This is a genomic window from Enterobacter sp. EC_50, from assembly GCF_019584525.1.
GTDB classification, from domain to species: domain Bacteria; phylum Pseudomonadota; class Gammaproteobacteria; order Enterobacterales; family Enterobacteriaceae; genus Enterobacter; species Enterobacter roggenkampii.
Genome location: NZ_VDAF01000002.1, coordinates 100,449 through 121,532 on the forward strand (window position 1 = coordinate 100,449; position 21,084 = coordinate 121,532).

The window sequence follows — 21,084 nt, forward strand, 5'->3', positions numbered from 1 at the left end:
GCTTTTTTATGGCTGCTGAACAGGCTTTCTCATCCCGGTCACCTCCGGCATGACCTGCCGCATCAACTCCAGAAATCGCCGCAGGCGTGCCGGATAATAACGGGACCAGGGATAAACCAGATGTACCGGTAGCGCCGCGGGCTGCCACTCGGGCAGCAAATGCACCAGTCGCCCTTCCCGAATATCGTCCTGTACCGTCCAGCTGGATACCACGGCCACGCCAAGGCCGGTAAGTGCCGTATTGCGTGCGACATACAGGCTGTCGGTGCTGAGCCGTGGCGTAATAGCAATCCGCGCGGTGGCGGACGAGGCATCGTGAAAAAGCTCCACGTGGCGCTGGTAGAAAGAGCTGATGGCTATCCAGGGAAACTGCTGCAAATCCTCCGGCGTATTCACCGCCGGGAAGCGGGCCAGCAGTGCCGGAGAAGCCACCACCGAGCGCGGCACCTCCGCCAGCAGTACGGTTACGGTTGCCGGATCGACCTCCACGCCCACCCGAATAGCACAGTCAAGGTTGTCGCCGAGGAAATCCGCCGACCGATCGTTGAGCATCCACTCAATCGAAAGCTGCGGATAGCGTTGCAAAAATTCGGTTACGGGTTTCAGAAGCTGATCCTGACCAAACGCGTGCGGCGCCCGCACCCGCAGCACGCCTACAGGCTCATCTTCCGTCTGCCCTACCTCATCCTCCAGCGCCAGCCAGCTGTCAATCACCCGACGGGCGTGCTGATAGCAGCGCTCGCCGTCATCCGTTAGCCGCGTCGTGTGGGTGGTGCGCAACAACAGGCGCACGCCCAGCATGGTTTCAAGCGACTGCAACCGTCGGCTTACCGTGGCCTGGGTTGTTGCCAGCTGTCGCGCCGCCGCTGAGAGCGAACCCGCCTCGACAATGCGGACAAACGTCCGCATTAGCTCTACCCTGTCTATACGCTCAACTCTTTTCATCGCATTTTCATTTATACGTTCAACGTATAAGCGTTTTACCACCGGGCCCGCTACCGTCGCAAGGCGTACTGATAAAAAATAGCCTCACACGATGAATGAGGAACAAATTATGAACACAACAACGACTTCCCATGCTGTAAGCCGCTGGGTGATCTTTATGCTGGCTCTGGGGGCTGGCTTCAGCGTGGCATCAATCTATTACGCGCAGCCCCTGCTGCCGCTGATGGGTGCCGACCTGCATTTGAGTATTGAAGGTATGGGCCTGGTGCCAACATTAACGCAGGCAGGCTACGCGCTTGGCATCCTGTTCCTGCTTCCTCTGGGCGATCGCCACGACCGCAGGACGTTAATTTTGATCAAAAGCGCGGCGCTGGCGCTGTTTCTTCTCGGCTGTAGCCTGACCGGGCAGATCCATTCCCTGCTGCTGGCAAGCCTGCTTATCGGCATGGCCGCCACCATGGCACAGGATATCGTCCCTGCCGCGGCCATTCTTGCGCCGGAAGGCAAACAGGGAAAAACCGTAGGTACAGTAATGACCGGGCTGCTGATGGGTATCTTATTATCCAGAACCGTGAGCGGCGTGGTGGGCGAAGCGTTTGGCTGGCGCGTCATGTACCAGCTGGCAGCGGCGAGCATTGCGTTCATCGGGGTAATGATGTGGTTTGTACTTCCCCGTTTTGCCATTCACTCCACGCTGAGCTACCCCGCGCTGATGCGCTCGATGGAACACCTGTGGCGTCGCTACCCGGCGCTGCGCCGCGCGGCGCTGGCTCAGGGTTTCCTGTCGATTGCCTTTAGCGCCTTCTGGTCAACGCTTGCGGTCATGCTGCTGGAACGCTATCACCTGGGTAGTGCCGTCGCAGGTGGTTTTGGTATTGCCGGTGCCGCGGGTGCGTTAGCTGCCCCACTGGCGGGGGGTCTGGCGGACAAACTGGGGGCAGGAAAAGTCACGCAGCTTGGTGCCGTTCTTGTGACCGTCTCTTTCGCCCTGATGTTCCTGATGCCCGCGCTGGGCGTTCATGGACAGCTGATGCTGATCGCCATCTCTGCCGTCGGGTTCGACCTGGGCCTGCAGTCCAGCCTGGTCGCCCATCAGAACTTGGTGTACAGCCTTGAACCGCAGGCGCGTGGTCGTCTCAACGCCCTGCTCTTTACGGTCGTCTTTATCGGGATGGCGCTGGGGTCCGCGTTAGGCAGCAATATCTACTCGCTAGCTGGCTGGACGGGTGTGGTCGCACTGGCCACCGTCTGTGGCGTCATTGCGCTGGTCATCCGTCTGATAGAAAGCGCGCGTGTCGCCTCAGTAACAGCAGAAGTCGCATAAAAAAAATGCCCAATCCAGACGGATTGGGCAGCAAAACATGCCCAGTTTCAAGACATGTTCTAAGAGGTCAAGATGTTATTTGTTCAGCTGGAACAGAGACATGCCCTGCATATCGCTAAACGCTTTATAAGACGCCTGCAAGGCCGCCTGCTGCATGGTGTAAGAGGAAATTGCCGCATTCCAGTCAACGTCCACAAGGTCACTCATTTGCGAAGTCTGTGCGAGTGACCGGTCGTTACTCAGTGTGTTCAGTTTATCCAGTTCGTTAAGTTTGGTACCCAAATCGGCCCGTACAGTTAATACATTATCAAGCGAGTTACGCAACCCCCGGTTCGCAGCATCAATGGCTGCATTTTCCTGATCGACCTTCGCTTGATCGTCACCGACCGGTGTGTTCAACGAGGTGATAGCATTATCCAGTATCTTGAATAAATTCTTTTCAGGTGTTCCACCACCCGGCTCCGGTGTTGCATTGCTGGTAAACGTGGCGAAAACCTCTGTGCCAGTGTGGCTGATTTGCATATTTCGTGCAGAATCCACCTGTTGGTTAACTGGGGTAGTACCACCGATATAATTGCCGCTGGTTTGGTCAAAAGCGACATTCTCCGTCTTGTACCCTGCGAAGATATATCGTCCATTACCGTCAGTGCTGTTGGCGAGGTTCATAAGCTGATCGCGTATGCCTTGCAGGTCTGTCGCCAGAGATGCCCGATCGCTGTCACTTAATGTCCCATTCCTCGCATAAACGACTTTTTCCTGAGCGCTCTGAATGGCCGTTGTAACCTGTGAAAGGACACTCTCCTCAAGCGATACTTTCTGCGTTGCAAAGGTACGCGCAAGATCGAATTGGCTATTCTGCGCCTGAGCCTGTGATAGAACAATCGCCTGCGACGCCGCGATAGGATCGTCCGACGGACGATTAACGCGCTTACCGGTGGACATTTGTTCCCCGTAATTTAGCCATTTGCTTTGGGAATCGGTGATCCCCCGCATGTTCTGGTCGTACATCATTTGGGTGCTAATACGCATTGTTCACCTCAACCTTAGCGAATATTGATAATTGCGTCGAAGAGCGTACTAGCAGTTTGTAACACCTGCGCGTTGGCAAGGTAATACTGCTGATAACGCTGCAAATTGCCATACTCTTCGTCGAGGTTTACCCCTGAGATGGACTGCTGTTGTTTGGTTAACTGTGTTTCCACATTCGCTTTCGTCTGGCTGCTCACCTTCAGTGACGCCGTTGAGCTACCGACTGTACTGACGAGAGAGGCATACGCATCGTTAAAGGTTTTATTCCCACCCACAACTTTCGCGTTTTGAAGATCAAGCAGTTTCTGGCCATTACGGTTATCACTTTCGCCGCCGTTCTGCACTGACGCCATCGCCAGTTTGGACTCGTCGCTGATCGCCAGATCCATGTTCATGATGACGTCGGAAACCGGCTTCACGGTAAAGCTGTCTTTGGTATTTGCCGTGCCGCTCACGTTGACGTTAAGACCATCAAACGACAGGTTGCCGCTGGCATCCGGGCTCATCGTAAAGCTGGTTTTGTCTGATGTACGGGTGATCGTCCAGTCAGTGCCGTTGAACTGCAGCTTATAGTCTGTCGCCTGGACCTGTTTGCTGTCCGCCACAGAGGCCGTAACAACCGCCGACCCGCCGTTCTTGCTGTTGGACAGCACCGCCGGAGAACCAAAGTTGAACAGCTTACCGCCCGCATCACCGTTAGCGTCAAAGCCGGCTTCATGCTGCGTGTTCATCGAATCGGCAAAGGCCAGCGCCATCTGGTTCAGGGTGTTACGAGCTTTATCCAGATCTTCCGTGCGGAAGGTCAGTAAACCGCCCAAAGAACCGGTGGTGATCATCTTTTCCGGGATCTCTACGTTCCCGGCCACGTCATCGACATAGGCCACGGTGGTACGGGACGGATCGGCGCTGGACTTCACGGCCGCCAGCTGGTTAGCTTTGCTGCCCTGCACCAGGCTGTAACCGTTGCCGAAAGAGATGTTATACGTGCCGCTATCCTGCACAGACACTTCCACGCCGACGATTTTGTTCAGCTCAGTGACGAGCTGATCGCGCTGGTCAAGCAGATCGTTAGGCGATGCGCCCGCACCGACGCCGGTCAGACGGGAAATCTGATCGTTCAGATTGGCAATCTGTTTGGCATAGTTGTTGATCTGAGAAACGCTGGTGCTAATCGCGGTATTCACCTGCGTATCCTGGTCACGAAGATACTGATCGTTGGTTTTGAACTGATTGACCAGACCGCCCGCTTTACCCAGCACCGTCTGACGCGCCGCCGGATCTTCCGCGTTGCTCACCAGGGTTTGCAGACTTTTGAAGAAGTCCTGCAGCGTGGTGGAGAGCGAATTGGTGGTATCGGAGAGCACATCGTCGATTTTTGACATCTGCTGGTAGCGCGTCGTCAGGCCGCTGCTCTGCGTCTGCGCGGCACGCAGCTGATTGGTGATGAAGGCGTCATACTCACGCTGGGCACCGGAGACATACACCCCGTTACCCACCCAGCCACCGCCGGTCAGCGTGCTGTTAGATGCGCCCAGCACCGTGGTCTGGCGGGTATAGCCTGCCACGTTATAGCTTGAAATATTATTACTGACGGTATTGAGTGCCGACTGCGCAGCACTGAGGCCACTCATGGCGCTGTTAATCAAACTGGACATGGGGGTTCCTTTTATACGTTCAGATACGAGTCCTGATGAAGGTTATCGGCAACCTCCACCGGGACTTGAGAACTTTCAGAACAGATTTTCAATATCTGTGCTATAGGCTTTGCTGACCTTCTCGCCCATGGATTTCAGCTGCTGGATCATGCTGGTGAGCTTGCGCGCATAGTTCGGGTCGGTCGCGTAGCCCGCGTTTTGCAGCGCCTGAGCGCCCTGCTCCGCCGTCGCCGCCTGCGTCACGGCGGTATAGCGCGGATTTCGGCTCAGCAGGCCAACATAATCGGACAACGCTTCCAGATACGAGCTGTAGACGCGGAATTTGGCTTTGACCTTCACCGCCGCACCGTTCTCGTATTCGGTGGTTGTGATCTCCGTAGTTGGCCCCTTCCAGCTGGAGGTGGCTTTCACACCGAAGATGTTGAAGCTCGGTTCGCCGTTTTCCTTGCGGATCTGGCGCTGACCCCAGCCCGACTCCAGCGCGGCCTGCGCCAGAATCAGGTGATGCGGCACACCGCTCTGTTCACTGGCAAGGCGCGCAGGCAGAGAAAGCTGCGCCAGGAAGTCTTTGCTGTCACCGGAGAGCGGCTCATCGCCGCTGCCCGTGGCTTTCGGCATGGCTTTACGCACCATTTGCGTCAGAGCCTGGTTCTGATAGCTGGTCACCGTTTCCAGGTCGAATTTCATCGGTACCTGCTGCGGCTGATCCTGAGGCTGAATGCCCTGCGCCGCTTCGGTCTGCTTGACAATCATGTCAGCCAGACCGAGGCCTTTGCCGGCGGTCATCTGCTGCGCAATCTGCTGGTCATACATGCTGGTGTAGAGACGCGTTGAATCGCTGCTGAACATCCCGTCTTTCGGCAGGGTTTCGCGCATGCTCTTCAGCATCATCTGTACAAACATTCCTTCCACCTGGCGGGCGACCGGGCGGATATTCGCCGCCGGGTCTTTGCCTGCTTTGGTTTTCAGTTCGTTGAGCGACTGGGCGTCCCAGGCTGCACTGGTCAACAGTTTGCTATCGGTCAGCATTAGATGATTTCCAGTTTGGCGCGCAGGCAGCCCGCGCTTTGCATGGATTGCAGAATGGACATCAGATCCATCGGCGTTGCGCCCAGGGCGTTCAGGGCGCGCACCACGCTGTTCAGGTTGGCGCTTGATCGCACGCTCTGTAAAGACCCACCGCTCTGACGTAAATCAATCTGCGTTTGCGGGGTTACCACCGTCTGACCACCGCCAAACGGCGTGTCCGGCTGGCTCACGTTAGCGGAGCGGTTCACCGTCACCGACAGGTTCCCCTGCGCCACGGCACAGCTGTCGAGCGACACTTCCCGGTTCATCACCACCGAGCCGGTACGGGAGTTGATGATCACCTTCGCATCCTGGACCGGAACGTTCACTTCCATATTCTGGATATCGGCCAGCATGCGCACCTGGTTGCTGCTGCCGGTGGAGGTACGGATCTGCACGGTGCGCGCATCGAGTGCCGTGGCATTACCGTAGCCGCGGCTGCGGTTGATGGTATCGGCAATCTGCTGCGCCATCGTGAAGTCTTCATTATTGAGCTGCAGGTTAATGGTGTTGCCCGCGCCAAACTGGGTCGGCAGTTCACGCTCAATGATCGCCCCGTTGGTAATCCGTCCGCCGTTGAGCTGGTTCACCTGCACGCTGCTTCCGCCTGCGGATGCACCCGCACCGCCGACCAGAATGTTCCCCTGCGCCAGCGCATAAACCTGGCTGTCGACGCCTTTCAGCGGAGTCATCAGCAGCGTACCGCCGCGCAGGCTTTTGGCGTTACCCATTGAGGAGACTACCACGTCAATGGTCTGTCCCTGACGCGCAAACGCCGGGTAGGACGCGGTGACCATTACTGCCGCCACGTTTTTCAGCTGCATGTTAGTTCCCGCCGGCACGGTAATGCCGAGCTGGGAAAGCATGTTGTTCAGACTTTGGGTGGTAAAGGGGGTCTGGGTCGTCTGGTCACCGGTACCGTCCAGCCCCACCACCAGGCCATAGCCAATCAGCGAGTTTTCACGCACGCCCTGAACGCTGGTGAGATCGCGAATACGGTCAGCCTGGGCAAAGGTAGCCACCAGCGCGAGCGCCACGGCGAAGATCGATTTAAACATGGGTCACCTCGCTTACATCGGCGATAAGTTAAGGAAGAAGCGCTGCAGCCAACCCATATTCTGCGCTTCATTGATGTAGCCGTTACCGACGTACTCAATGCGCGCATCCGCCACCTGGGTGGACGGAACGGTGTTGGTGCCGCTGATGGTGCGAGGGTTAACCACGCCCGAGAAGCGAATGAATTCAGTGCCCTGGTTGATGGCGATCTGTTTTTCACCCACAACGTGTAAGTTGCCGTTAACCAGTACCTGGTCAACTGTCACCGTCAGCGTGCCGCTGAAGGTGTTGCTGGCGTTCGCGCCACCTTTACCGTTAAAGGTGTTGCCGCCAGAGGCATCGACATCAGCACGCGCGTTGCCGAACAGTCCCTGCAGGTAGCGCGGGACGGTATCGAAGCCAAAATTCGTTTTGCCATCACGGCTGGCGTTCGCCGACGAGCTCTTGCTCGCGCTGACGTTTTCCTGCAGCACAATGGTCAATGTATCGCCGACGTTACGCGGGCGGCGATCTTCAAACAGCGGCTGATAGCCGTAATTAATCGGCTGCGCGGTCTGGAAAATGGAGCCGTTGACTACTGGCGCAGGGCCAGGAACGGGTTGGGCAGTCGTCGCACCCTGGACCAAAGGTTTAGACGGGATCCAGGCACACCCGCTGAGGGTGACGGCCAGAACAGTCAGAATCGGATAACGAAACGCCGCGTTTTTTTGCATTGCCTTCATCTTCGAAAACAGGGAGCCGGCGCGGCGTTTACCGCACCGGGCTACACCTTAGAGTTGCGTCAGTTTCTGCAGCATCTGGTCGGTCGTCGACACTGCTTTACTGTTAATTTCATACGCGCGCTGAACCTGGATCATATTCACCAGCTCTTCCGCCACGTTCACGTTGGAGGTTTCAACATAGCCCTGATACAGCAGGCCCGCGCCGTTCAGGCCCGGGGTGCTCTCATTTGGCGTACCGGAGGATTGCGTCTCGGTGTAGAGGTTCTCACCAATGCTTTCCAGACCGGTATCGTTCATGAAGGTGGTCAGGTTGAGCTGCCCAACCTGAACCGGCGCAGCCTGCCCCTGCTGGGTTACGCTGACCACACCGTCACGTCCGATGGTAATGCTCAGGGCGTTCGCCGGGATGGTAATCGCAGGCTGAACCTGGAAACCGCCCGCCGTCACCAGCTGGCCGTTCTGATCGACCTGGAACGAGCCGTCGCGGGTGTAGGCAGAAGTCCCGTCAGGGAGTTGCACCTGGAAGAAGCCCTGGCCTTTGATCGCCACGTCTTTGCTGTTGTTGGTCTGAGACAGGTTGCCCTGGCTGTGCAGACGCTCGGTCGCCACCGGACGAACACCGGTACCGATCTGCAGGCCCGATGGCAGCGTCGTCTGTTCAGAAGACTGCGCGCCCGGCTGGCGGATGGTTTGATAAAGCAAATCTTCGAAAACGGCGCGTTGACGCTTGAAACCATTGGTGCTCACGTTTGCCAGGTTGTTGGCAATCACGTCCATATTGGTTTGCTGGGCGTCCAGGCCAGTTTTCGCGATCCATAAAGAACTGATCATAAGGAATCCTGTTAGCTCATAGCCAGAAGTTGGTTAGCCTTGCCCGCGTTTTCATCGACGCTGCTGATGATCTTCATCTGCATTTCAAAACGACGGGCGCTGGCGATCATGTCGGTCATGGCTTCGACCGGCTTGACGTTACTGCCTTCCAGAACACCAGACATCACGCGGATGCTCGGATCGGCCTGTAAGGTGGCACCCCGCGTCGCCTGCGCCGCCTGGGTCAGACGGAACATACCGTCGTCGCCACGCTGCACCTCTTTGCCTTCCGCCTTAACCAGCTTCAGACGACCGACGGGCGCAACGGTATTGGCCGGGTCGCCCGGGTTGAGCGCCGAAATAGTGCCGTCCGCAGCGATAGTCAGCTCAGAACCTTCCGGTACGGTCAGCGGACCCGCTTCCCCCATCACCGGATGCCCCTGAATCGTCAGCTGGCCCGTCGCGCTCACCTGGATGTTCCCGTTACGGGTATAGCCTTCGCTACCGTCCGCCGTTTGCACCGCCAGCCAGCCGTCCTGCTGCAGAGCCACGTCCAGCGGGCGTGAGGTGTAATCCATCTGCCCTGGCGTCATATCGGCGCCAGGGGTTGATGCGGTCACCAGCGTACGGGTCGGCAGGGAAAGTCCTTCTACCGGCACCGCGCGCAGCGCATTAAGCTGCGCGCGAAAGCCCGGCGTTGAGGCGTTTGCCAGGTTGCTGGCGGTAACGGCCTGCTGATTGAGCGTCTGACTTGCCGCGCCCATCGCGGTATATATTGCGTGATCCATTGCGCTTTCCTGTTAGCCGCTTAACGCAGGTTAACCAGCGTGTTGAGGATCTGATCCTGGGTTTTGATGGTCTGCGCGTTCGACTGATAGTTACGCTGCGCGACGATCATGTTCACCAGCTCTTTACTCAGATCGACGTTAGAGGCTTCCAGCGCGCCGTTGGTCAGCGTGCCGAAGTTACCGCTTCCGGCAGTACCCAGCAGCGCCACGCCGGAGGACTGGGTGGCAGACCAGACGTTGTCGCCTTCCGATTTCAGACCTTCGTTGTTGGCGAAGTTTGCCAGCACGATCTGGCCAAGAACCTGGGTCTGTTCATTGGAATAGTTACCGACCACAGTGCCGTCGTCATTGATTTGGTAGCTCACCAGGTCGCCTGGTTTAAAACCATTCTGGCTGGTCGCGACGATATTGTTCGCACCGGTGTTCTGCTGCATGGAGTTAGCAAAACTCATGGCGAAGGTCGCTGGCGTCGCACCTGGGATGGTCGCGGTAGTGATGTTGATATTTCCACCACCGGTCAGCGTACCGTTATTATCGAAGGTCAGCGTGGTGGCCAGTGCCGCCGTGCTGCCTGCGACGCTACCGTCCTGGGCATACACTTTCCAGGAGTTAGCCGGGGTCGCATCTTTGACATAAAACAGGTTCATGTTGTGCGCATTACCCTGGCTATCAAAGACGGTCACCGTACCTTTTTTGTTGTACGTGTCCGGGTTAGCCGGATCAAAGGCGGTGGTCGGCGCGGTATCGGTGGAATTCAGGTTAATCTGCTGGGAAGCCGTGGTGGTGGACTTCGCGGCCATCAGCGTGGTTGGGATATTAATGACCTGTGGGTTCGCCCCGGTCTGAACCGTTGATGGCGTCCCGGCAACCGGATACCCCGTTAACTGCATCCCCTGCATGTTCACCAGGTTACGGTTTTCATCCAGCTTGAACTGGCCGTTACGGCTGTAGAACACAGAGCCGTTGGAGTCGACCATACGAAAGAAACCGTTCTGGCTGATGGCAACGTCCAGGCCACGACCGGTGTTAGTGGTGGTGCCGTCGCTAAAGTCCTGAGTGATGCCCGCAACTTTCACGCCCAGGCCGACTTTGGAACCGGCAAACATGTCTGCAAAGGAAGCAGAACCGGATTTAAAACCATAGGTCGCGGAGTTGGCGATGTTGTTGCCAATGACGTCCAGGTTGGTGGCCGCAGCATTCAGGCCGCTGACCGCTTGAGAAAAGGCCATGACTTACTCCTGATAAGTGTTAAGGCTTAGATAATCTGCCGAACTTCGTCGAGTGTGGTGGAACCAGAGGTTCCCAAATCCAGTTTGTTGCCGTCGCTTCCTTTAATCACGCCCTGGACCAGCGCGAACTGCAGCGGCTGCGCCACCAGCTGGGTCGTCCCGTTGCTGGCGCTGATCGCGACTTTGTAAGCACCGTTTGGTGCTTTCGTGCCGTCGGTCAGGCTGCCGTCCCACGTAAAGGTGTGAACGCCCGCCTTCAGCTCGCCGATATTAATGGTGCGCACGACAGTGCCGTTGCTGTCGGTAATGGTTGCGGTAACTTTCTCCGCCGCCTGCTGCAGCTCAACGCCAAACGGCGTTGTGGTCGTGGTGGTGTTGCCTTCGGTAGTGCTGGTGCCCGCAAGAATCGTGGTTCCCGGGATCATCACCCCGTGGCCAATCAGGCTTGCCGCCTGCAGAGACTGGGCGCTATTAATCTGTCCAGAGACGGAACCAAGGGTGGTGTTGAGTTTCTCAATGCCGCTAACGGTGCTGATCTGCGCAAGCTGCGTGGTCAGTTCGTTGTTCTGCATCGGGTTAGTGGGATCCTGGTTCTTAAGCTGCGCCACCAGCAGCGTCAGAAAGCTGCCCTGAAGATCGGCGGCGTTACTTCCCGTCAGGGAGTTAGAACCCGTCGTACTCTTTGTGTTGTTAACACCCGAGTTCGTCGGATCATTCACATTTACGGCGATGGACATGCATGTCTCCTTTACTGGCCGAGAGTGAGTGTTTTGAGCATCATGCTCTTCACGGTATTAAGCACTTCGACGTTGGCCTGGTAGCTACGGGAAGCCGACATGGAGTTCACCATCTCACCCACCACATCCACGTTTGGCATCTTCACGTATCCGCTGGCATCCGCCAGTGGGTTACCCGGCTCATACACCAGTCTGTCCGGGGCCTGGCTCTCCACCACATCCGAGACCTTCACGCCGCCCGTCGCCGCGCCTGGCGCAGCATCGACCTGAAAGACAACCTGTTTGGCACGATAAGGCTGACCGTCGGGTCCGGTGACGCTGTCGGCGTTCGCCAGGTTACTGGCGGCCACGTTCAGGCGCTTGGACTGTGCGGTTAACGCCGAACCGGCGATATCAAAAATATTCAGCAAGGCCATCTATCAGTTCCCCCCCTGCAGGACGTTCATCATGCCTTTGATTTGTCCGCCGAGTACGGTCAGACCCGTCTGGTATTTCAGGCTGTTGTCGGCAAACTGGGTACGCTCCCGGTCCATATCCACGGTGTTACCGTCGAGTGAGGGCTGATCGGGAATGCGATAAAGTAAATCGGTCGCTGGCGCGGTCATCGCCTGAGCAGGAATATGGCGAGAGGATGTCATGGCAAGTGCAACACCCGTTCCTTCGGCACGTCCACGCTCCATCACCTTTTTGAGTTCACTGGAAAAATCAATATCGCGCGCCTGATACCCCGGGGTATCGGCGTTAGCGATATTGGCGGCTAAAATCTCCTGCCGCTGGGCGCGTAAGTTGAGCGCTTCCTGCTGAAAACGTAACGCGGCGTCGAGTTTATCGAGCATGTCTCCTCCGCTGATGGCAAAATTTCAGTTCACAGCTTAAATCTCACCCGGTCTCCCCTATCGACGGAATAAGCGCAAAATGCGTCGCTATTTATTCCGTTGATGCAAAACCACTGCAGGTAGAATTCGTTCAACTCTGGAAACGGTGGAACTTGCGATGCAAACGTTAAAACGTGGTCTGGTGGCGGCTCTCTTGCTGTTAAGCCCTCTGGCGCAGGCTGAAGGGATACAGGATCGGCTAACGGCTTTTTTTGCTGAAAAACTGGCAGGCTTTAGCGATGACGTGACCGTTACCGTGCGCACGCCACCGAATCTGTACCCGACGTGCGACCAGCCGTCCTTCAGCGTGGTAGGGTTCACAAAGCTCTGGGGGAATGTGAACGTGCTGGCACGCTGCGCCAACGAAAAACGCTATTTACAGGTTGCCGTTCAGGCGACGGGCAATTATGTTGTCGCCGCCGTGCCCATTGCGCGCGGCAGCGTACTACAAACAAACAGCGTGACCTTGAAGCGCGGCCGTCTGGATCAGCTGCCGCCACGCACCATGCTGGATATTAACCAGGCACAGGACGCCGTCAGCCTGCGCGACGTCGCGCCAGGCCAGCCGATACAGCTCTCCATGCTGCGTCAGGCATGGCGGGTAAAAGCAGGCCAACAGGTGATGGTGGTGGCCAACGGAGATGGCTTTAGCATCAACAGTGAAGGGAAAGCGTTGAACAATGCCGCGGTGGCGCAAAACGCCCGCGTCAGAATGTCCTCAGGCCAGGTGGTGAGCGGAACCGTCGATGCTGATGGGAATATTCTGATTAACCTATAATCTTTTTAAAGATTTCGCGGCGCGTGCCGATAAATATTCCACTAATGATGATGTCAGGCGCAAACGCCGTGAACCCTCGATGAGGACAACACTATGAGCATTGATCGTACATCAGCCCTGAAGCCGGTAAGCGCTGTACAACCTCGCGAAACGAATGATGCAACGGCGCAGAAAACGCGCCTGGAAAAACCGTCAACGTCCAACAGCACCAGCGTGACCCTGAGCGACGCGCAGGCAAAACTGATGCAGCCGGGCAGCAACGATATCAATATGGAACGTGTTGAAGCGCTGAAAACGGCTATTCGTAACGGTGAGCTGAAAATGGACACCAGCAAAATCGCTGACGCCCTGATTCAGGAAGCACAGAGTTTCTTACAGAGTAACTAACCGTATGAGTCGACTGTCAGAAATACTGGATCAAATGACGGTTGTCCTGAACGACCTGAAAACGGTAATGGACGCTGAACAGCAGCATCTCTCTTCCGGTCACATCAACGGCAGCGCGCTGCAGCGTATTACTGAAGACAAAAGTTCGCTTCTGGCAACGCTGGATTATCTGGAGCAGCAGCGACGCGCTGAGCAAGATCCTAAGCGCAGCGCCAATGACGATATTATTGAGCGCTGGCAGACCATTACTGAAAAAACCCAGCACCTGCGCGATCTTAACCAGCATAACGGCTGGCTACTGGAAGGGCAGATTGAGCGTAATCAGCAGGCGCTTGAGGTGTTGAAACCGCATAAAGAAACCGGTCTGTACGGTGCGGATGGTCAGACGGCGACGGCGCGTATTGCAGGTGTGAAAAAGATTTCGATTTGACGCTTAAGCGACTAATCATGCAGTGGGGAGCACCATGAGGTGAACTCCCCTTTTGGCGTTTATGCCGTCCGGCGGGCAAACTCTTTGACTTTGAAACCCAGCACCGCGAGCGTAGCAAAGTACGCCACCACACCAACGCACACCACGGCCATCAGGCGCATCAGACGATAAGGCATCGTGCCCAGGGACCACTCCGGCATCACGTGCATCATGCCAAGCAGCGCGGCAGACATCACCAGTACCGCAACGATCAGACGCACCAGGAAACTGCCCCAACCCGGCTGCGGCGTGAAAATATCCTGCTTGCGCAGCTGCCAGTACAGCAGGCCGGCATTCAGACAGGCCGCGAGACCAATCGATAATGACAGGCCGGCATGTTTCAGCGGACCAATAAACGCCAGGTTCATCAGCTGCGTCATAATCAGCGTCACGATGGCAATTTTTACCGGCGTTTTGATGTCCTGACGCGAGTAAAAGCCCGGCGCCAGCACTTTCACCACGATCAGCCCCATCAGTCCCACCGAGTAGGCAATCAGCGCGCGCTGGGTCATGGCGGCATCGAAGGCGGTGAATTTCCCGTACTGGAAGAGCGACACCGTCAGCGGTTTGGCCAGAATACCCAGCGCCACCGCGCTTGGCAGGGCCAGCAGGAAGCAGAGACGCAGGCCCCAGTCCATCAGGCGGCAATACTCATCATGATTGCCGCTGGCAAAACTTTTCGACAGCGACGGCAGCAGGATGGTCCCCAGCGCCACGCCCAGCACCCCGGACGGAAACTCCATCAGGCGATCGGCGTAGTACATCCAGGAAACCGAGCCGGACACCAGGAACGAGGCAAAGATGGTGTTGATAATCAGCGAGATCTGGCTGACGGAGACGCCGAGAATGGCGGGCCCCATCTGCTTGATGACGCGCATCGCCCCGGCATCTTTGAGGTTGATGCGCGGCAGCACCAGCATGCCGATTTTTTTCAGGTGCGGCAGCTGATACGCCAGCTGCAGCACGCCGCCGACGGTGACCGCCCAGGCCAGCGCCAGCACCGGCGGGTTGAAGTGCGGGGCGGCGAACAGGGCAAAGCCGATCATGCTGACGTTAAGAAACGTCGGCGCAAACGCCGGTACAGAGAAGCGGTTCCAGGTATTGAGGATCGCCCCCACCAGCGAGGCCAGCGAGATCAGCAGAATATAGGGGAAAGTAATGCGCAACAGCTGCGAGGTCAGGGCAAACTTGTCGGCCGTATCGGCAAAGCCGGGCGCGGTCACCATAATCACCCAGGGCGCGGCCAGCATCCCGAGGACGGTCACCACCGCCAGCGCCAGCGTCAACAGGCCGGAGACATAAGACACAAAGACGCGCGTGGCGTCCTCGCCCTGCTTGCTTTTATATTCTGCCAGGATCGGGACGAATGCCTGGGAGAACGCCCCTTCCGCAAAAATACGACGCAGCAGGTTCGGTAATTTGAACGCGACGAAAAAGGCGTCCGTGGCCATCCCTGCACCAAATACCCTTGCCACAATGGCGTCGCGCGCAAAACCCAGCACGCGGGAAAACATGGTCATCGAGCTGACGGCCGCCAGCGATTTTAATAAGTTCATTAACGTGAATTTCCAGAACCATACGGATTTCCAGGACGGGCAAGCGTAAGCGCCACCCGGCAAAGCCTACAAGCGGCGCTTAGTCTACCCGGATTTCAACGAATTACTATCCGCAGATGTTACAGCGAGTTATTCACTCATGGCCTCGCGCCAGAGCCTTTCCACAATGCGCTGCGCCATGATGGCCTGCTCGCCGGACGTTTCAGGAACCGTCTGATTTTGCACGCAGGTGATGAAGTGGCGGGCGCAACCGGCAAAACCGCGCTGTTCAAGCGTGCTCTGCCAGCCAGGCGCGGGGAGCGTCACCACGCCGCTGCCCTTCTCTTCCCGCCATTCACGCATGTCGGTAATGTCGTACAACGCGCCGTCGGTGACGGCCTGGACGCATTCTCGCTGGCTGCCGGCACGACGATGCATGCTGGTCGTGATCTGCAGATGGTCAATCGCGAAATGGTGTTCTGCATAGACCATTTCACCCTGCTCGTTCGTGAGCAGCGTGCCACTTTGCAGCTGCGCGTTGCTGCCGGCGAGCCACAGCGCCGTATCCACAACGTGGAGATAATCATCCAGCAGCGTGAAGCGCAAATCGTTCGGCCCGATGCTGTCCGTGCGGTGCTTATCCATCCGCAGCGAGGCAAACGTGCCCGACTGTGCCTTAAGCTGCTGGTAAAGGGGCGCGAAGCGGCGGTTGAAGCCGACCATCAGCGTCAGTTTTTTACGCGCCGCCAGTTCAATCAGGCGTTCCGCGTCCGGAACATTTTCCGCCAGCGGTTTATCCACGCAAACGTGAACGCCCGCATTGAGCAGCTCGCTCACGACCTGATAGTGGGTAGACGTTGAGGTATGGACAAAGACCGCATCGCACTCGCGGGCCAGATCCTGAAGCGACGCCGCATACGGCATACGCCAGGTTTCGCAGATCCGCTCGGCCTTCTCGCGCGTGGGTGACCATGCCCCTTGCAGCGTCCAGTCCGTCGCTGCCCCCAGAACCGGCAGCCAGGCTTTTTGTGCAATACCGCCCAGCCCTACTACGCCAATGCGTAATTTTTTCACCGTCAGTCTCCCAAATGTGCCAGCAGGGCATCCAGACGCTGTTTCAGCCCGGCGACCTCGTCTTCCAGCGCCGCTACGCGGGCAACCAAATCATCATCTACGGCCGTTATGTCAGTTGCGCTGGATTTAACTGAACTATCAACGTCACCGCTGAACAGGTGCATATAGCGGCTTTCACGCTTGCCCGGCTCGCGCGCCAGACGCACCACGTAAGGACCGTCTTCACGCGCGGCCAGCCCTTCCAGAGTTTGCTCGACCTCCTGCATGTCGCTAAACTCATGCATGCGGGAAGCGCGGGTTCGCAGTTCTCCCGGCGTTTGCGCCCCGCGCAGCAACAGCGTGGTGATGACCGCCACTTCCGCACTGCTCAGCTTCAGGTCACCGAATTCAGAGTTACAGAAGCGCTGTTCGTATTTGGTCACGCGGTTGCCGAAGCCGCTGACGGTGCGCAGATAGTGGCGTTTGACCAGCGCATCCAGCACGTCCTGAACCTCATGCTCGCTGAGGTTCATCACCGGCTCGCGGTTGGTTTTCTGGTTGCAGGCCATGGTCACGGCGTTGACGGACAGCGGATACTGCTCCGGCGTGGTGACCTGTTTTTCGAGTAAGCACCCAATCACGCGCGCTTCTGTACCGTTTAGCTGATACTTCATCTTTTCTCCTTAACGACCTGCAGTCCAGTCCCGGGTGGTTAATGCCGTCAGAACGTGGTCGCGCCACTCTCCGTCTATCAGCAGATAGTCTTTGGCGTAACCCTCTTTCTCGAACCCTAAACGCGCCAGCAGATTTCCGCTGCGCTGGTTATGCGGCATATAGTTCGCCATAATGCGATGAATGTGCTGGGTGCGTTGCATATAGCGGATCGCTACCGTCAGCGCCTCGTACATCAGCCCCTGCCCCTGCCACTTCTGGCCGATGGAGTAGCCCAGGTAGCAGGCGTGAAACGATCCCCGCACCACGTTTGAAAAATTGGCGATCCCGATAATCTCTTTCTCTTCAGGATCCAGCAGCGCGAAATAAAACGCGCTGCCCTGCTTGTGAAATTCCGTAATCATGCTGAGGCGCGCCTGCCAGCCGGAAGGGTAACAATGGCTCTCATCCCGAACGGGTTCCCAGGGTTTTAAAAACTGGCGATTCTCGGCGTAATAATCCGCCAGACGCCAGGCATCACGCTCATGCACCAGACGAACGACCAGCCTGTCCGTTGTCAGACGCACTTTTGGCACATTACTGCGATAGCCAAACATCGATACCACTCCTTCCCGTCACTTCAGCTTGCCCATTAGCTTTACTATACCTGCGCCTGCGCCGTCTGTGAAAACAGTGACATACCATTTTCACCTCTTTTCACATTTTTCGATGAGAACTCTCTATCAAAGCACCCTTTTGATAAAAAAATATTGTCACGTGCAGGGGTGGGAAAAAACGCGGCGACACCGCAGAATGTTAGCGTGCTCACCATCTTATTTTCCCTGGAGGGAAAATGTCCCGCGTATCACAGGCCAGGAGCCTGGGTAAATATTTCCTGCTCGTCGATAACATGCTGGTCGTGCTCGGCTTTTTTGTCGTTTTTCCGCTTATTTCGATCCGCTTTGTCGATCAGATGGGCTGGGCGGCATTAATGGTCGGCATTGCCCTGGGGCTACGCCAGTTTGTCCAGCAGGGCCTGGGCGTCTTTGGCGGGGCTATCGCCGACCGCTTTGGCGCGAAACCGATGATCGTCACCGGTATGCTGCTGCGCGCGGCAGGGTTTGCCACGATGGCGGTCGCCCAGGAGCCCTGGCTGCTCTGGTTCTCCTGTTTCCTCTCCGGTATCGGGGGCACGCTGTTCGATCCGCCCCGCACCGCGCTGGTGGTAAAGCTGATTCGCCCGCAGCACCGCGGCCGTTTCTTCTCGATTCTGATGATGCAGGACAGTGCCGGGGCGGTTATCGGCGCCCTGCTGGGAAGCTGGCTGCTGCAGTATGACTTCCGTCTGGTCTGCGCGGCTGGGGCGGTGCTCTTTATGCTGTGCGCGCTGTTTAATGGCCTGTTCCTGCCGGCGTGGAAACTGTCAACGGTGAAAGCGCCGGTTCGGGAAGGGCTGGGCCGCGTTCTGCGCGACAAACGTTTTGTCACCTATGTGTTGACCCTGACGGGATATTACATGCTGGCCGTGCAGGTCATGCTGATGCTGCCGATCATGGTTAACGACATTGCAGGTACCCCTGCGGCGGTGAAATGGATGTACGCCATCGAAGCCTGCCTGTCGTTAACGCTCCTCTATCCGATTGCCCGCTGGAGCGAGCGGCGTTTTCGCCTGGAGCATCGCCTGATGGCCGGACTGTTCCTGATGACGCTGAGCATGATGCCGATCGGCCTGGTGAACACGCTCCAGCAGCTGTTTACGTTGATTTGCACGTTCTATATTGGCTCGATCATCGCCGAGCCTGCCCGCGAAACGCTGAGCGCCTCGCTTGCGGATGCGCGTGCACGCGGCAGCTATATGGGGTTCAGCCGACTGGGGCTGGCGCTTGGCGGGGCATTAGGTTACGCCGGCGGCGGCTGGTTGTTTGATGCTGGCAAAGCGTTAAATCAACCTGAACTTCCGTGGATGATGCTGGGCGTGGTGGGCTTTATGACGCTACTCGCCCTGTGGTGGCAGTTCAGCCAGAAACGCAGCGCGAGCGGCATGCTCGAGCCCGGCGCGTAGCCTTTCCCTCGGGCGGGAGCCCTTCCCGCCCCACTTCTCAGTTTTTTCTGCTGGTTTCTGCCCATTCACGCTGACATACTGGCGTAACAGGACAGAAGCGCCGATTTTTCGTTGAGGAACACTATGAAGAAAATTGTCTTAGCCGCGGCATTGATTGTCAGCGGCCTGCTGGTTGGCTGTAACCAGCTCACGCAATACACCGTCAGTGAACAGGAAATTAATCAGGCGCTGGAAAAACATAACAATTTCTCGAAAGACATTGGCGTACCGGGTCTTGCCGATGCGCATATCGTGCTCACAAACCTCACCAGTCAAATCGGACGTGAAGAGCCAAACAAAGTCACCCTGGCCGGTGATGCGGACCTCGATATGTCCTCCCTCTTTGGCAATCAGAAAGCCAACATCAAGCTCAAGCTGAAGGCACTGCCTGTTTTCAACAAAGAGAAAGGGGCGATTTTCCTGCAGGAGATGGAAGTGGTCGACGCGAAGGTGTCTCCGGACAAGATGGCGCCGGTTCTGCAAACCCTGATGCCCTATCTGAATCAGTCGCTGCGGAATTACTTTAACCAGCAGCCCGCGTACGTCTTAAGCGAAGACAAAAGCAAGGGTGAAGCTCTGGCGAAAAAATACGCAAAAGGCATAGAGGTGAAACCGGGCGAAATTATCATTCCTTTCACCGATTAACCTGACGGGCGCTGCGGCGCCCTTTTTTTTCACGGAAAAGTGTGCAAACGAAAACGTTTCCGCTTATGATTTGTGTCCGGCAAAAACAGCCATCCTTATGACTGATTCCTGACAAGCCGGAGCTTCCATGACTGCACAACCCCAGGTTCTTAAAATCCGCCGCCCTGACGACTGGCATATCCATCTGCGTGATGGCGATATGCTGAAAACCGTCGTGCCTTATACCAGCGAAATTTATGGCCGCGCGATTGTCATGCCTAACCTGGTGCCACCAGTCACCACCGTCGATGCCGCGATAGCCTATCGCCAGCGCATTCTCGACGCCGTTCCTGCGGGACACGATTTTACCCCGTTGATGACCTGCTATCTAACCGATTCACTGGATCCGAACGAAGTGGAGCGCGGGTTTAACGAAGGCGTCTTTACGGCAGCGAAACTCTACCCGGCGAATGCCACCACCAACTCCAGCCACGGCGTCACCAGCATTGATGCCATTATGCCGGTGCTGGAACGCATGCAGAAACTGGGTATGCCGCTGCTGGTTCACGGCGAAGTAACGCATGCCGAGATTGACATTTTCGACCGCGAAGCCCGTTTTATCGAGACAGTGATGGAGCCTTTGCGCCAGCGCCTGCCCGCGCTGAAGGTGGTCTTCGAGCATATCACCACCAAAGACGCGGCAGAGTACGTGCGTGACGGCAACGATCTTATCGCCGCCACCATTACGCCACAGCACCTGATGTTTAACCGTAACCACATGCTGGTGGGCGGGGTGCGCCCTCACCTCTACTGCCTGCCTATTCTTAAGCGCAACATCCACCAGCAGGCGCTGCGCGAGCTGGTCGCCAGCGGGTTCTCCCGCGCGTTCCTCGGTACTGATTCCGCGCCTCACGCCCGCCATCGTAAAGAGGCGAGCTGCGGCTGCGCGGGCTGCTTCAACGCCCCAACGGCGCTTGCCAGCTACGCAACCGTGTTTGAAGAGATGAACGGGCTGGAACATTTCGAAGCGTTCTGCTCCCTTAACGGCCCGCGCTTCTACGGCCTGCCGGTCAACGACACCTTCATCGAACTGGAGCGTAAAGCGAGCCACGTTGAGGAGTCCATTGCCCTGACGGACGACACGCTGATTCCCTTCCTGGCGGGTGAAACCGTAAGCTGGACGGTAAAACGTTAAAAAATCAGTGCCCCTTGTTGTCAAACTGATAATATACCTGTATAAATAAACAG

23 protein-coding genes are annotated in these 21,084 nt (G+C 57.0%); 7 read left to right on the forward strand and 16 right to left on the reverse strand.

The genetic code is table 11. From position 1 onward, the window contains the following. Positions 1 to 6: 6 nt before the first annotated feature. Positions 7 to 909 carry a LysR family transcriptional regulator gene (locus FHC48_RS02190; protein WP_404997225.1) on the reverse strand — a complete coding sequence of 301 codons (903 nt, stop codon included), beginning with the start codon at positions 907 to 909 and terminating at the stop codon, positions 7 to 9. Between the two features lie 145 nt (positions 910 to 1,054). Here FHC48_RS02190 and FHC48_RS02195 point away from each other — a divergent pair, with 145 nt between their 5' ends. Beyond that, complete coding sequence (locus FHC48_RS02195) at positions 1,055 to 2,269, forward strand: MFS transporter (protein ID WP_059365185.1); 1,215 nt, start codon at positions 1,055 to 1,057, stop codon at positions 2,267 to 2,269. Positions 2,270 to 2,344: 75 nt separating this feature from the next. Here the strand turns inward: FHC48_RS02195 and flgL are convergent, their stop codons facing one another. The 11 genes from flgL to flgB all read right to left on the reverse strand — a co-directional run bounded on the left by flgL (position 2,345) and on the right by flgB (position 12,199). After that, positions 2,345 to 3,298 carry a flagellar hook-associated protein FlgL gene (gene flgL / locus FHC48_RS02200; RefSeq protein ID WP_021240765.1) on the reverse strand — a complete coding sequence of 318 codons (954 nt, stop codon included), beginning with the start codon at positions 3,296 to 3,298 and terminating at the stop codon, positions 2,345 to 2,347. Positions 3,299 to 3,312: 14 nt separating this feature from the next. Next, positions 3,313 to 4,953 carry a flagellar hook-associated protein FlgK gene (gene flgK / locus FHC48_RS02205; RefSeq protein ID WP_119312071.1) on the reverse strand — a complete coding sequence of 547 codons (1,641 nt, stop codon included), beginning with the start codon at positions 4,951 to 4,953 and terminating at the stop codon, positions 3,313 to 3,315. A gap of 75 nt (positions 4,954 to 5,028) precedes the next feature. Next, positions 5,029 to 5,982 carry a flagellar assembly peptidoglycan hydrolase FlgJ gene (gene flgJ, locus FHC48_RS02210; RefSeq protein ID WP_021240767.1) on the reverse strand — a complete coding sequence of 318 codons (954 nt, stop codon included), beginning with the start codon at positions 5,980 to 5,982 and terminating at the stop codon, positions 5,029 to 5,031. Then, positions 5,982 to 7,079, reverse strand: a complete 1,098-nt coding sequence (locus tag FHC48_RS02215) for a flagellar basal body P-ring protein FlgI (RefSeq protein ID WP_008500808.1) — start codon at positions 7,077 to 7,079, stop codon at positions 5,982 to 5,984. The genes flgJ and FHC48_RS02215 overlap by 1 nt, the downstream gene beginning before the upstream one ends. Positions 7,080 to 7,091: 12 nt before the next feature. Then, the gene (gene flgH / locus FHC48_RS02220; RefSeq protein ID WP_008500809.1) at positions 7,092 to 7,790 is read right to left on the reverse strand and encodes a flagellar basal body L-ring protein FlgH; all 699 of its coding nucleotides are present in this window, start codon (positions 7,788 to 7,790) and stop codon (positions 7,092 to 7,094) included. 57 nt (positions 7,791 to 7,847) lie between these two features. Further along, on the reverse strand, positions 7,848 to 8,630 hold the full coding sequence (gene flgG, locus FHC48_RS02225; RefSeq protein WP_008500810.1) for a flagellar basal-body rod protein FlgG: 783 nt from the start codon (positions 8,628 to 8,630) through the stop codon (positions 7,848 to 7,850). A gap of 11 nt (positions 8,631 to 8,641) precedes the next feature. Next, the gene (locus tag FHC48_RS02230; RefSeq protein WP_008500811.1) at positions 8,642 to 9,397 is read right to left on the reverse strand and encodes a flagellar basal body rod protein FlgF; all 756 of its coding nucleotides are present in this window, start codon (positions 9,395 to 9,397) and stop codon (positions 8,642 to 8,644) included. 20 nt (positions 9,398 to 9,417) lie between these two features. Further along, the gene (gene flgE, locus FHC48_RS02235) at positions 9,418 to 10,626 is read right to left on the reverse strand and encodes a flagellar hook protein FlgE (RefSeq protein ID WP_008500812.1); all 1,209 of its coding nucleotides are present in this window, start codon (positions 10,624 to 10,626) and stop codon (positions 9,418 to 9,420) included. Between the two features lie 26 nt (positions 10,627 to 10,652). Next, complete coding sequence (flgD, locus tag FHC48_RS02240) at positions 10,653 to 11,363, reverse strand: flagellar hook assembly protein FlgD (RefSeq protein ID WP_220420502.1); 711 nt, start codon at positions 11,361 to 11,363, stop codon at positions 10,653 to 10,655. 11 nt (positions 11,364 to 11,374) lie between these two features. Next, positions 11,375 to 11,779, reverse strand: a complete 405-nt coding sequence (gene flgC / locus FHC48_RS02245; RefSeq protein WP_008500814.1) for a flagellar basal body rod protein FlgC — start codon at positions 11,777 to 11,779, stop codon at positions 11,375 to 11,377. A gap of 3 nt (positions 11,780 to 11,782) precedes the next feature. Then, on the reverse strand, positions 11,783 to 12,199 hold the full coding sequence (gene flgB / locus FHC48_RS02250) for a flagellar basal body rod protein FlgB (RefSeq protein WP_008500815.1): 417 nt from the start codon (positions 12,197 to 12,199) through the stop codon (positions 11,783 to 11,785). A gap of 157 nt (positions 12,200 to 12,356) precedes the next feature. Here flgB and flgA point away from each other — a divergent pair, with 157 nt between their 5' ends. From flgA to flgN, 3 genes are all read left to right on the forward strand, one after another. After that, on the forward strand, positions 12,357 to 13,016 hold the full coding sequence (gene flgA / locus FHC48_RS02255; RefSeq protein WP_059364671.1) for a flagellar basal body P-ring formation chaperone FlgA: 660 nt from the start codon (positions 12,357 to 12,359) through the stop codon (positions 13,014 to 13,016). A gap of 93 nt (positions 13,017 to 13,109) precedes the next feature. Next, positions 13,110 to 13,403: a flagellar biosynthesis anti-sigma factor FlgM gene (flgM, locus tag FHC48_RS02260; RefSeq protein WP_008500817.1), complete on the forward strand. Its 294-nt coding sequence runs from the start codon at positions 13,110 to 13,112 to the stop codon at positions 13,401 to 13,403. 4 nt (positions 13,404 to 13,407) lie between these two features. Then, entirely contained in the window at positions 13,408 to 13,833 is a 426-nt protein-coding gene (gene flgN / locus FHC48_RS02265) for a flagella biosynthesis chaperone FlgN (protein ID WP_008500818.1), read from the forward strand. Positions 13,834 to 13,892: 59 nt separating this feature from the next. On the opposite strand, the gene murJ is transcribed toward flgN, so the two are convergent. The 4 genes from murJ to rimJ form a co-directional block, all read right to left on the reverse strand. Beyond that, entirely contained in the window at positions 13,893 to 15,428 is a 1,536-nt protein-coding gene (murJ, locus tag FHC48_RS02270) for a murein biosynthesis integral membrane protein MurJ (protein WP_021240770.1), read from the reverse strand. Between the two features lie 129 nt (positions 15,429 to 15,557). Further along, entirely contained in the window at positions 15,558 to 16,481 is a 924-nt protein-coding gene (locus FHC48_RS02275) for a Gfo/Idh/MocA family protein (protein WP_045417119.1), read from the reverse strand. Positions 16,482 to 16,483: 2 nt separating this feature from the next. Beyond that, the gene (locus FHC48_RS02280) at positions 16,484 to 17,134 is read right to left on the reverse strand and encodes a YceH family protein (protein WP_021240772.1); all 651 of its coding nucleotides are present in this window, start codon (positions 17,132 to 17,134) and stop codon (positions 16,484 to 16,486) included. 9 nt (positions 17,135 to 17,143) lie between these two features. Then, a complete protein-coding gene (gene rimJ, locus FHC48_RS02285) occupies positions 17,144 to 17,728 on the reverse strand; it encodes a ribosomal protein S5-alanine N-acetyltransferase (protein WP_008500822.1) in 585 nt (194 codons plus the stop codon). Positions 17,729 to 17,964: 236 nt separating this feature from the next. Here rimJ and mdtH point away from each other — a divergent pair, with 236 nt between their 5' ends. The 3 genes from mdtH to pyrC all read left to right on the forward strand — a co-directional run bounded on the left by mdtH (position 17,965) and on the right by pyrC (position 21,031). After that, positions 17,965 to 19,173, forward strand: coding sequence for a multidrug efflux MFS transporter MdtH (gene mdtH, locus FHC48_RS02290; protein ID WP_008500823.1), 1,209 nt, complete (start codon positions 17,965 to 17,967; stop codon positions 19,171 to 19,173). Positions 19,174 to 19,296: 123 nt separating this feature from the next. Beyond that, positions 19,297 to 19,857 (forward strand): lipoprotein, encoded by a 561-nt coding sequence (locus tag FHC48_RS02295; protein ID WP_008500824.1) that lies wholly within the window; start codon positions 19,297 to 19,299, stop codon positions 19,855 to 19,857. Between the two features lie 127 nt (positions 19,858 to 19,984). Next, the gene (pyrC, locus tag FHC48_RS02300; RefSeq protein WP_008500825.1) at positions 19,985 to 21,031 is read left to right on the forward strand and encodes a dihydroorotase; all 1,047 of its coding nucleotides are present in this window, start codon (positions 19,985 to 19,987) and stop codon (positions 21,029 to 21,031) included. Positions 21,032 to 21,084 lie beyond the last annotated feature (53 nt).

What these genes read in the sequence shown, in the direction of transcription:
- flgD (WP_220420502.1), bottom strand. Translation starts at nt 11,363, where the DNA reads ATGTCCATCGCCGTAAATGTGAATGATCCGACGAACTCGGGTGTTAAC.
- flgB (WP_008500815.1), bottom strand. Translation starts at nt 12,199, where the DNA reads ATGCTCGATAAACTCGACGCCGCGTTACGTTTTCAGCAGGAAGCGCTC.
- pyrC (WP_008500825.1), top strand. Translation starts at nt 19,985, where the DNA reads ATGACTGCACAACCCCAGGTTCTTAAAATCCGCCGCCCTGACGACTGG.
- FHC48_RS02215 (WP_008500808.1), bottom strand. Translation starts at nt 7,079, where the DNA reads ATGTTTAAATCGATCTTCGCCGTGGCGCTCGCGCTGGTGGCTACCTTT.
- flgA (WP_059364671.1), top strand. Translation starts at nt 12,357, where the DNA reads ATGCAAACGTTAAAACGTGGTCTGGTGGCGGCTCTCTTGCTGTTAAGC.
- flgG (WP_008500810.1), bottom strand. Translation starts at nt 8,630, where the DNA reads ATGATCAGTTCTTTATGGATCGCGAAAACTGGCCTGGACGCCCAGCAA.
- FHC48_RS02295 (WP_008500824.1), top strand. Translation starts at nt 19,297, where the DNA reads ATGAAGAAAATTGTCTTAGCCGCGGCATTGATTGTCAGCGGCCTGCTG.
- FHC48_RS02190 (WP_404997225.1), bottom strand. Translation starts at nt 909, where the DNA reads ATGCGGACGTTTGTCCGCATTGTCGAGGCGGGTTCGCTCTCAGCGGCG.
- flgM (WP_008500817.1), top strand. Translation starts at nt 13,110, where the DNA reads ATGAGCATTGATCGTACATCAGCCCTGAAGCCGGTAAGCGCTGTACAA.
- FHC48_RS02280 (WP_021240772.1), bottom strand. Translation starts at nt 17,134, where the DNA reads ATGAAGTATCAGCTAAACGGTACAGAAGCGCGCGTGATTGGGTGCTTA.
- flgH (WP_008500809.1), bottom strand. Translation starts at nt 7,790, where the DNA reads ATGCAAAAAAACGCGGCGTTTCGTTATCCGATTCTGACTGTTCTGGCC.
- flgK (WP_119312071.1), bottom strand. Translation starts at nt 4,953, where the DNA reads ATGTCCAGTTTGATTAACAGCGCCATGAGTGGCCTCAGTGCTGCGCAG.
- murJ (WP_021240770.1), bottom strand. Translation starts at nt 15,428, where the DNA reads ATGAACTTATTAAAATCGCTGGCGGCCGTCAGCTCGATGACCATGTTT.
- rimJ (WP_008500822.1), bottom strand. Translation starts at nt 17,728, where the DNA reads ATGTTTGGCTATCGCAGTAATGTGCCAAAAGTGCGTCTGACAACGGAC.
- flgC (WP_008500814.1), bottom strand. Translation starts at nt 11,779, where the DNA reads ATGGCCTTGCTGAATATTTTTGATATCGCCGGTTCGGCGTTAACCGCA.
- FHC48_RS02195 (WP_059365185.1), top strand. Translation starts at nt 1,055, where the DNA reads ATGAACACAACAACGACTTCCCATGCTGTAAGCCGCTGGGTGATCTTT.
- flgE (WP_008500812.1), bottom strand. Translation starts at nt 10,626, where the DNA reads ATGGCCTTTTCTCAAGCGGTCAGCGGCCTGAATGCTGCGGCCACCAAC.
- mdtH (WP_008500823.1), top strand. Translation starts at nt 17,965, where the DNA reads ATGTCCCGCGTATCACAGGCCAGGAGCCTGGGTAAATATTTCCTGCTC.
- flgL (WP_021240765.1), bottom strand. Translation starts at nt 3,298, where the DNA reads ATGCGTATTAGCACCCAAATGATGTACGACCAGAACATGCGGGGGATC.
- FHC48_RS02230 (WP_008500811.1), bottom strand. Translation starts at nt 9,397, where the DNA reads ATGGATCACGCAATATATACCGCGATGGGCGCGGCAAGTCAGACGCTC.
- flgJ (WP_021240767.1), bottom strand. Translation starts at nt 5,982, where the DNA reads ATGCTGACCGATAGCAAACTGTTGACCAGTGCAGCCTGGGACGCCCAG.
- flgN (WP_008500818.1), top strand. Translation starts at nt 13,408, where the DNA reads ATGAGTCGACTGTCAGAAATACTGGATCAAATGACGGTTGTCCTGAAC.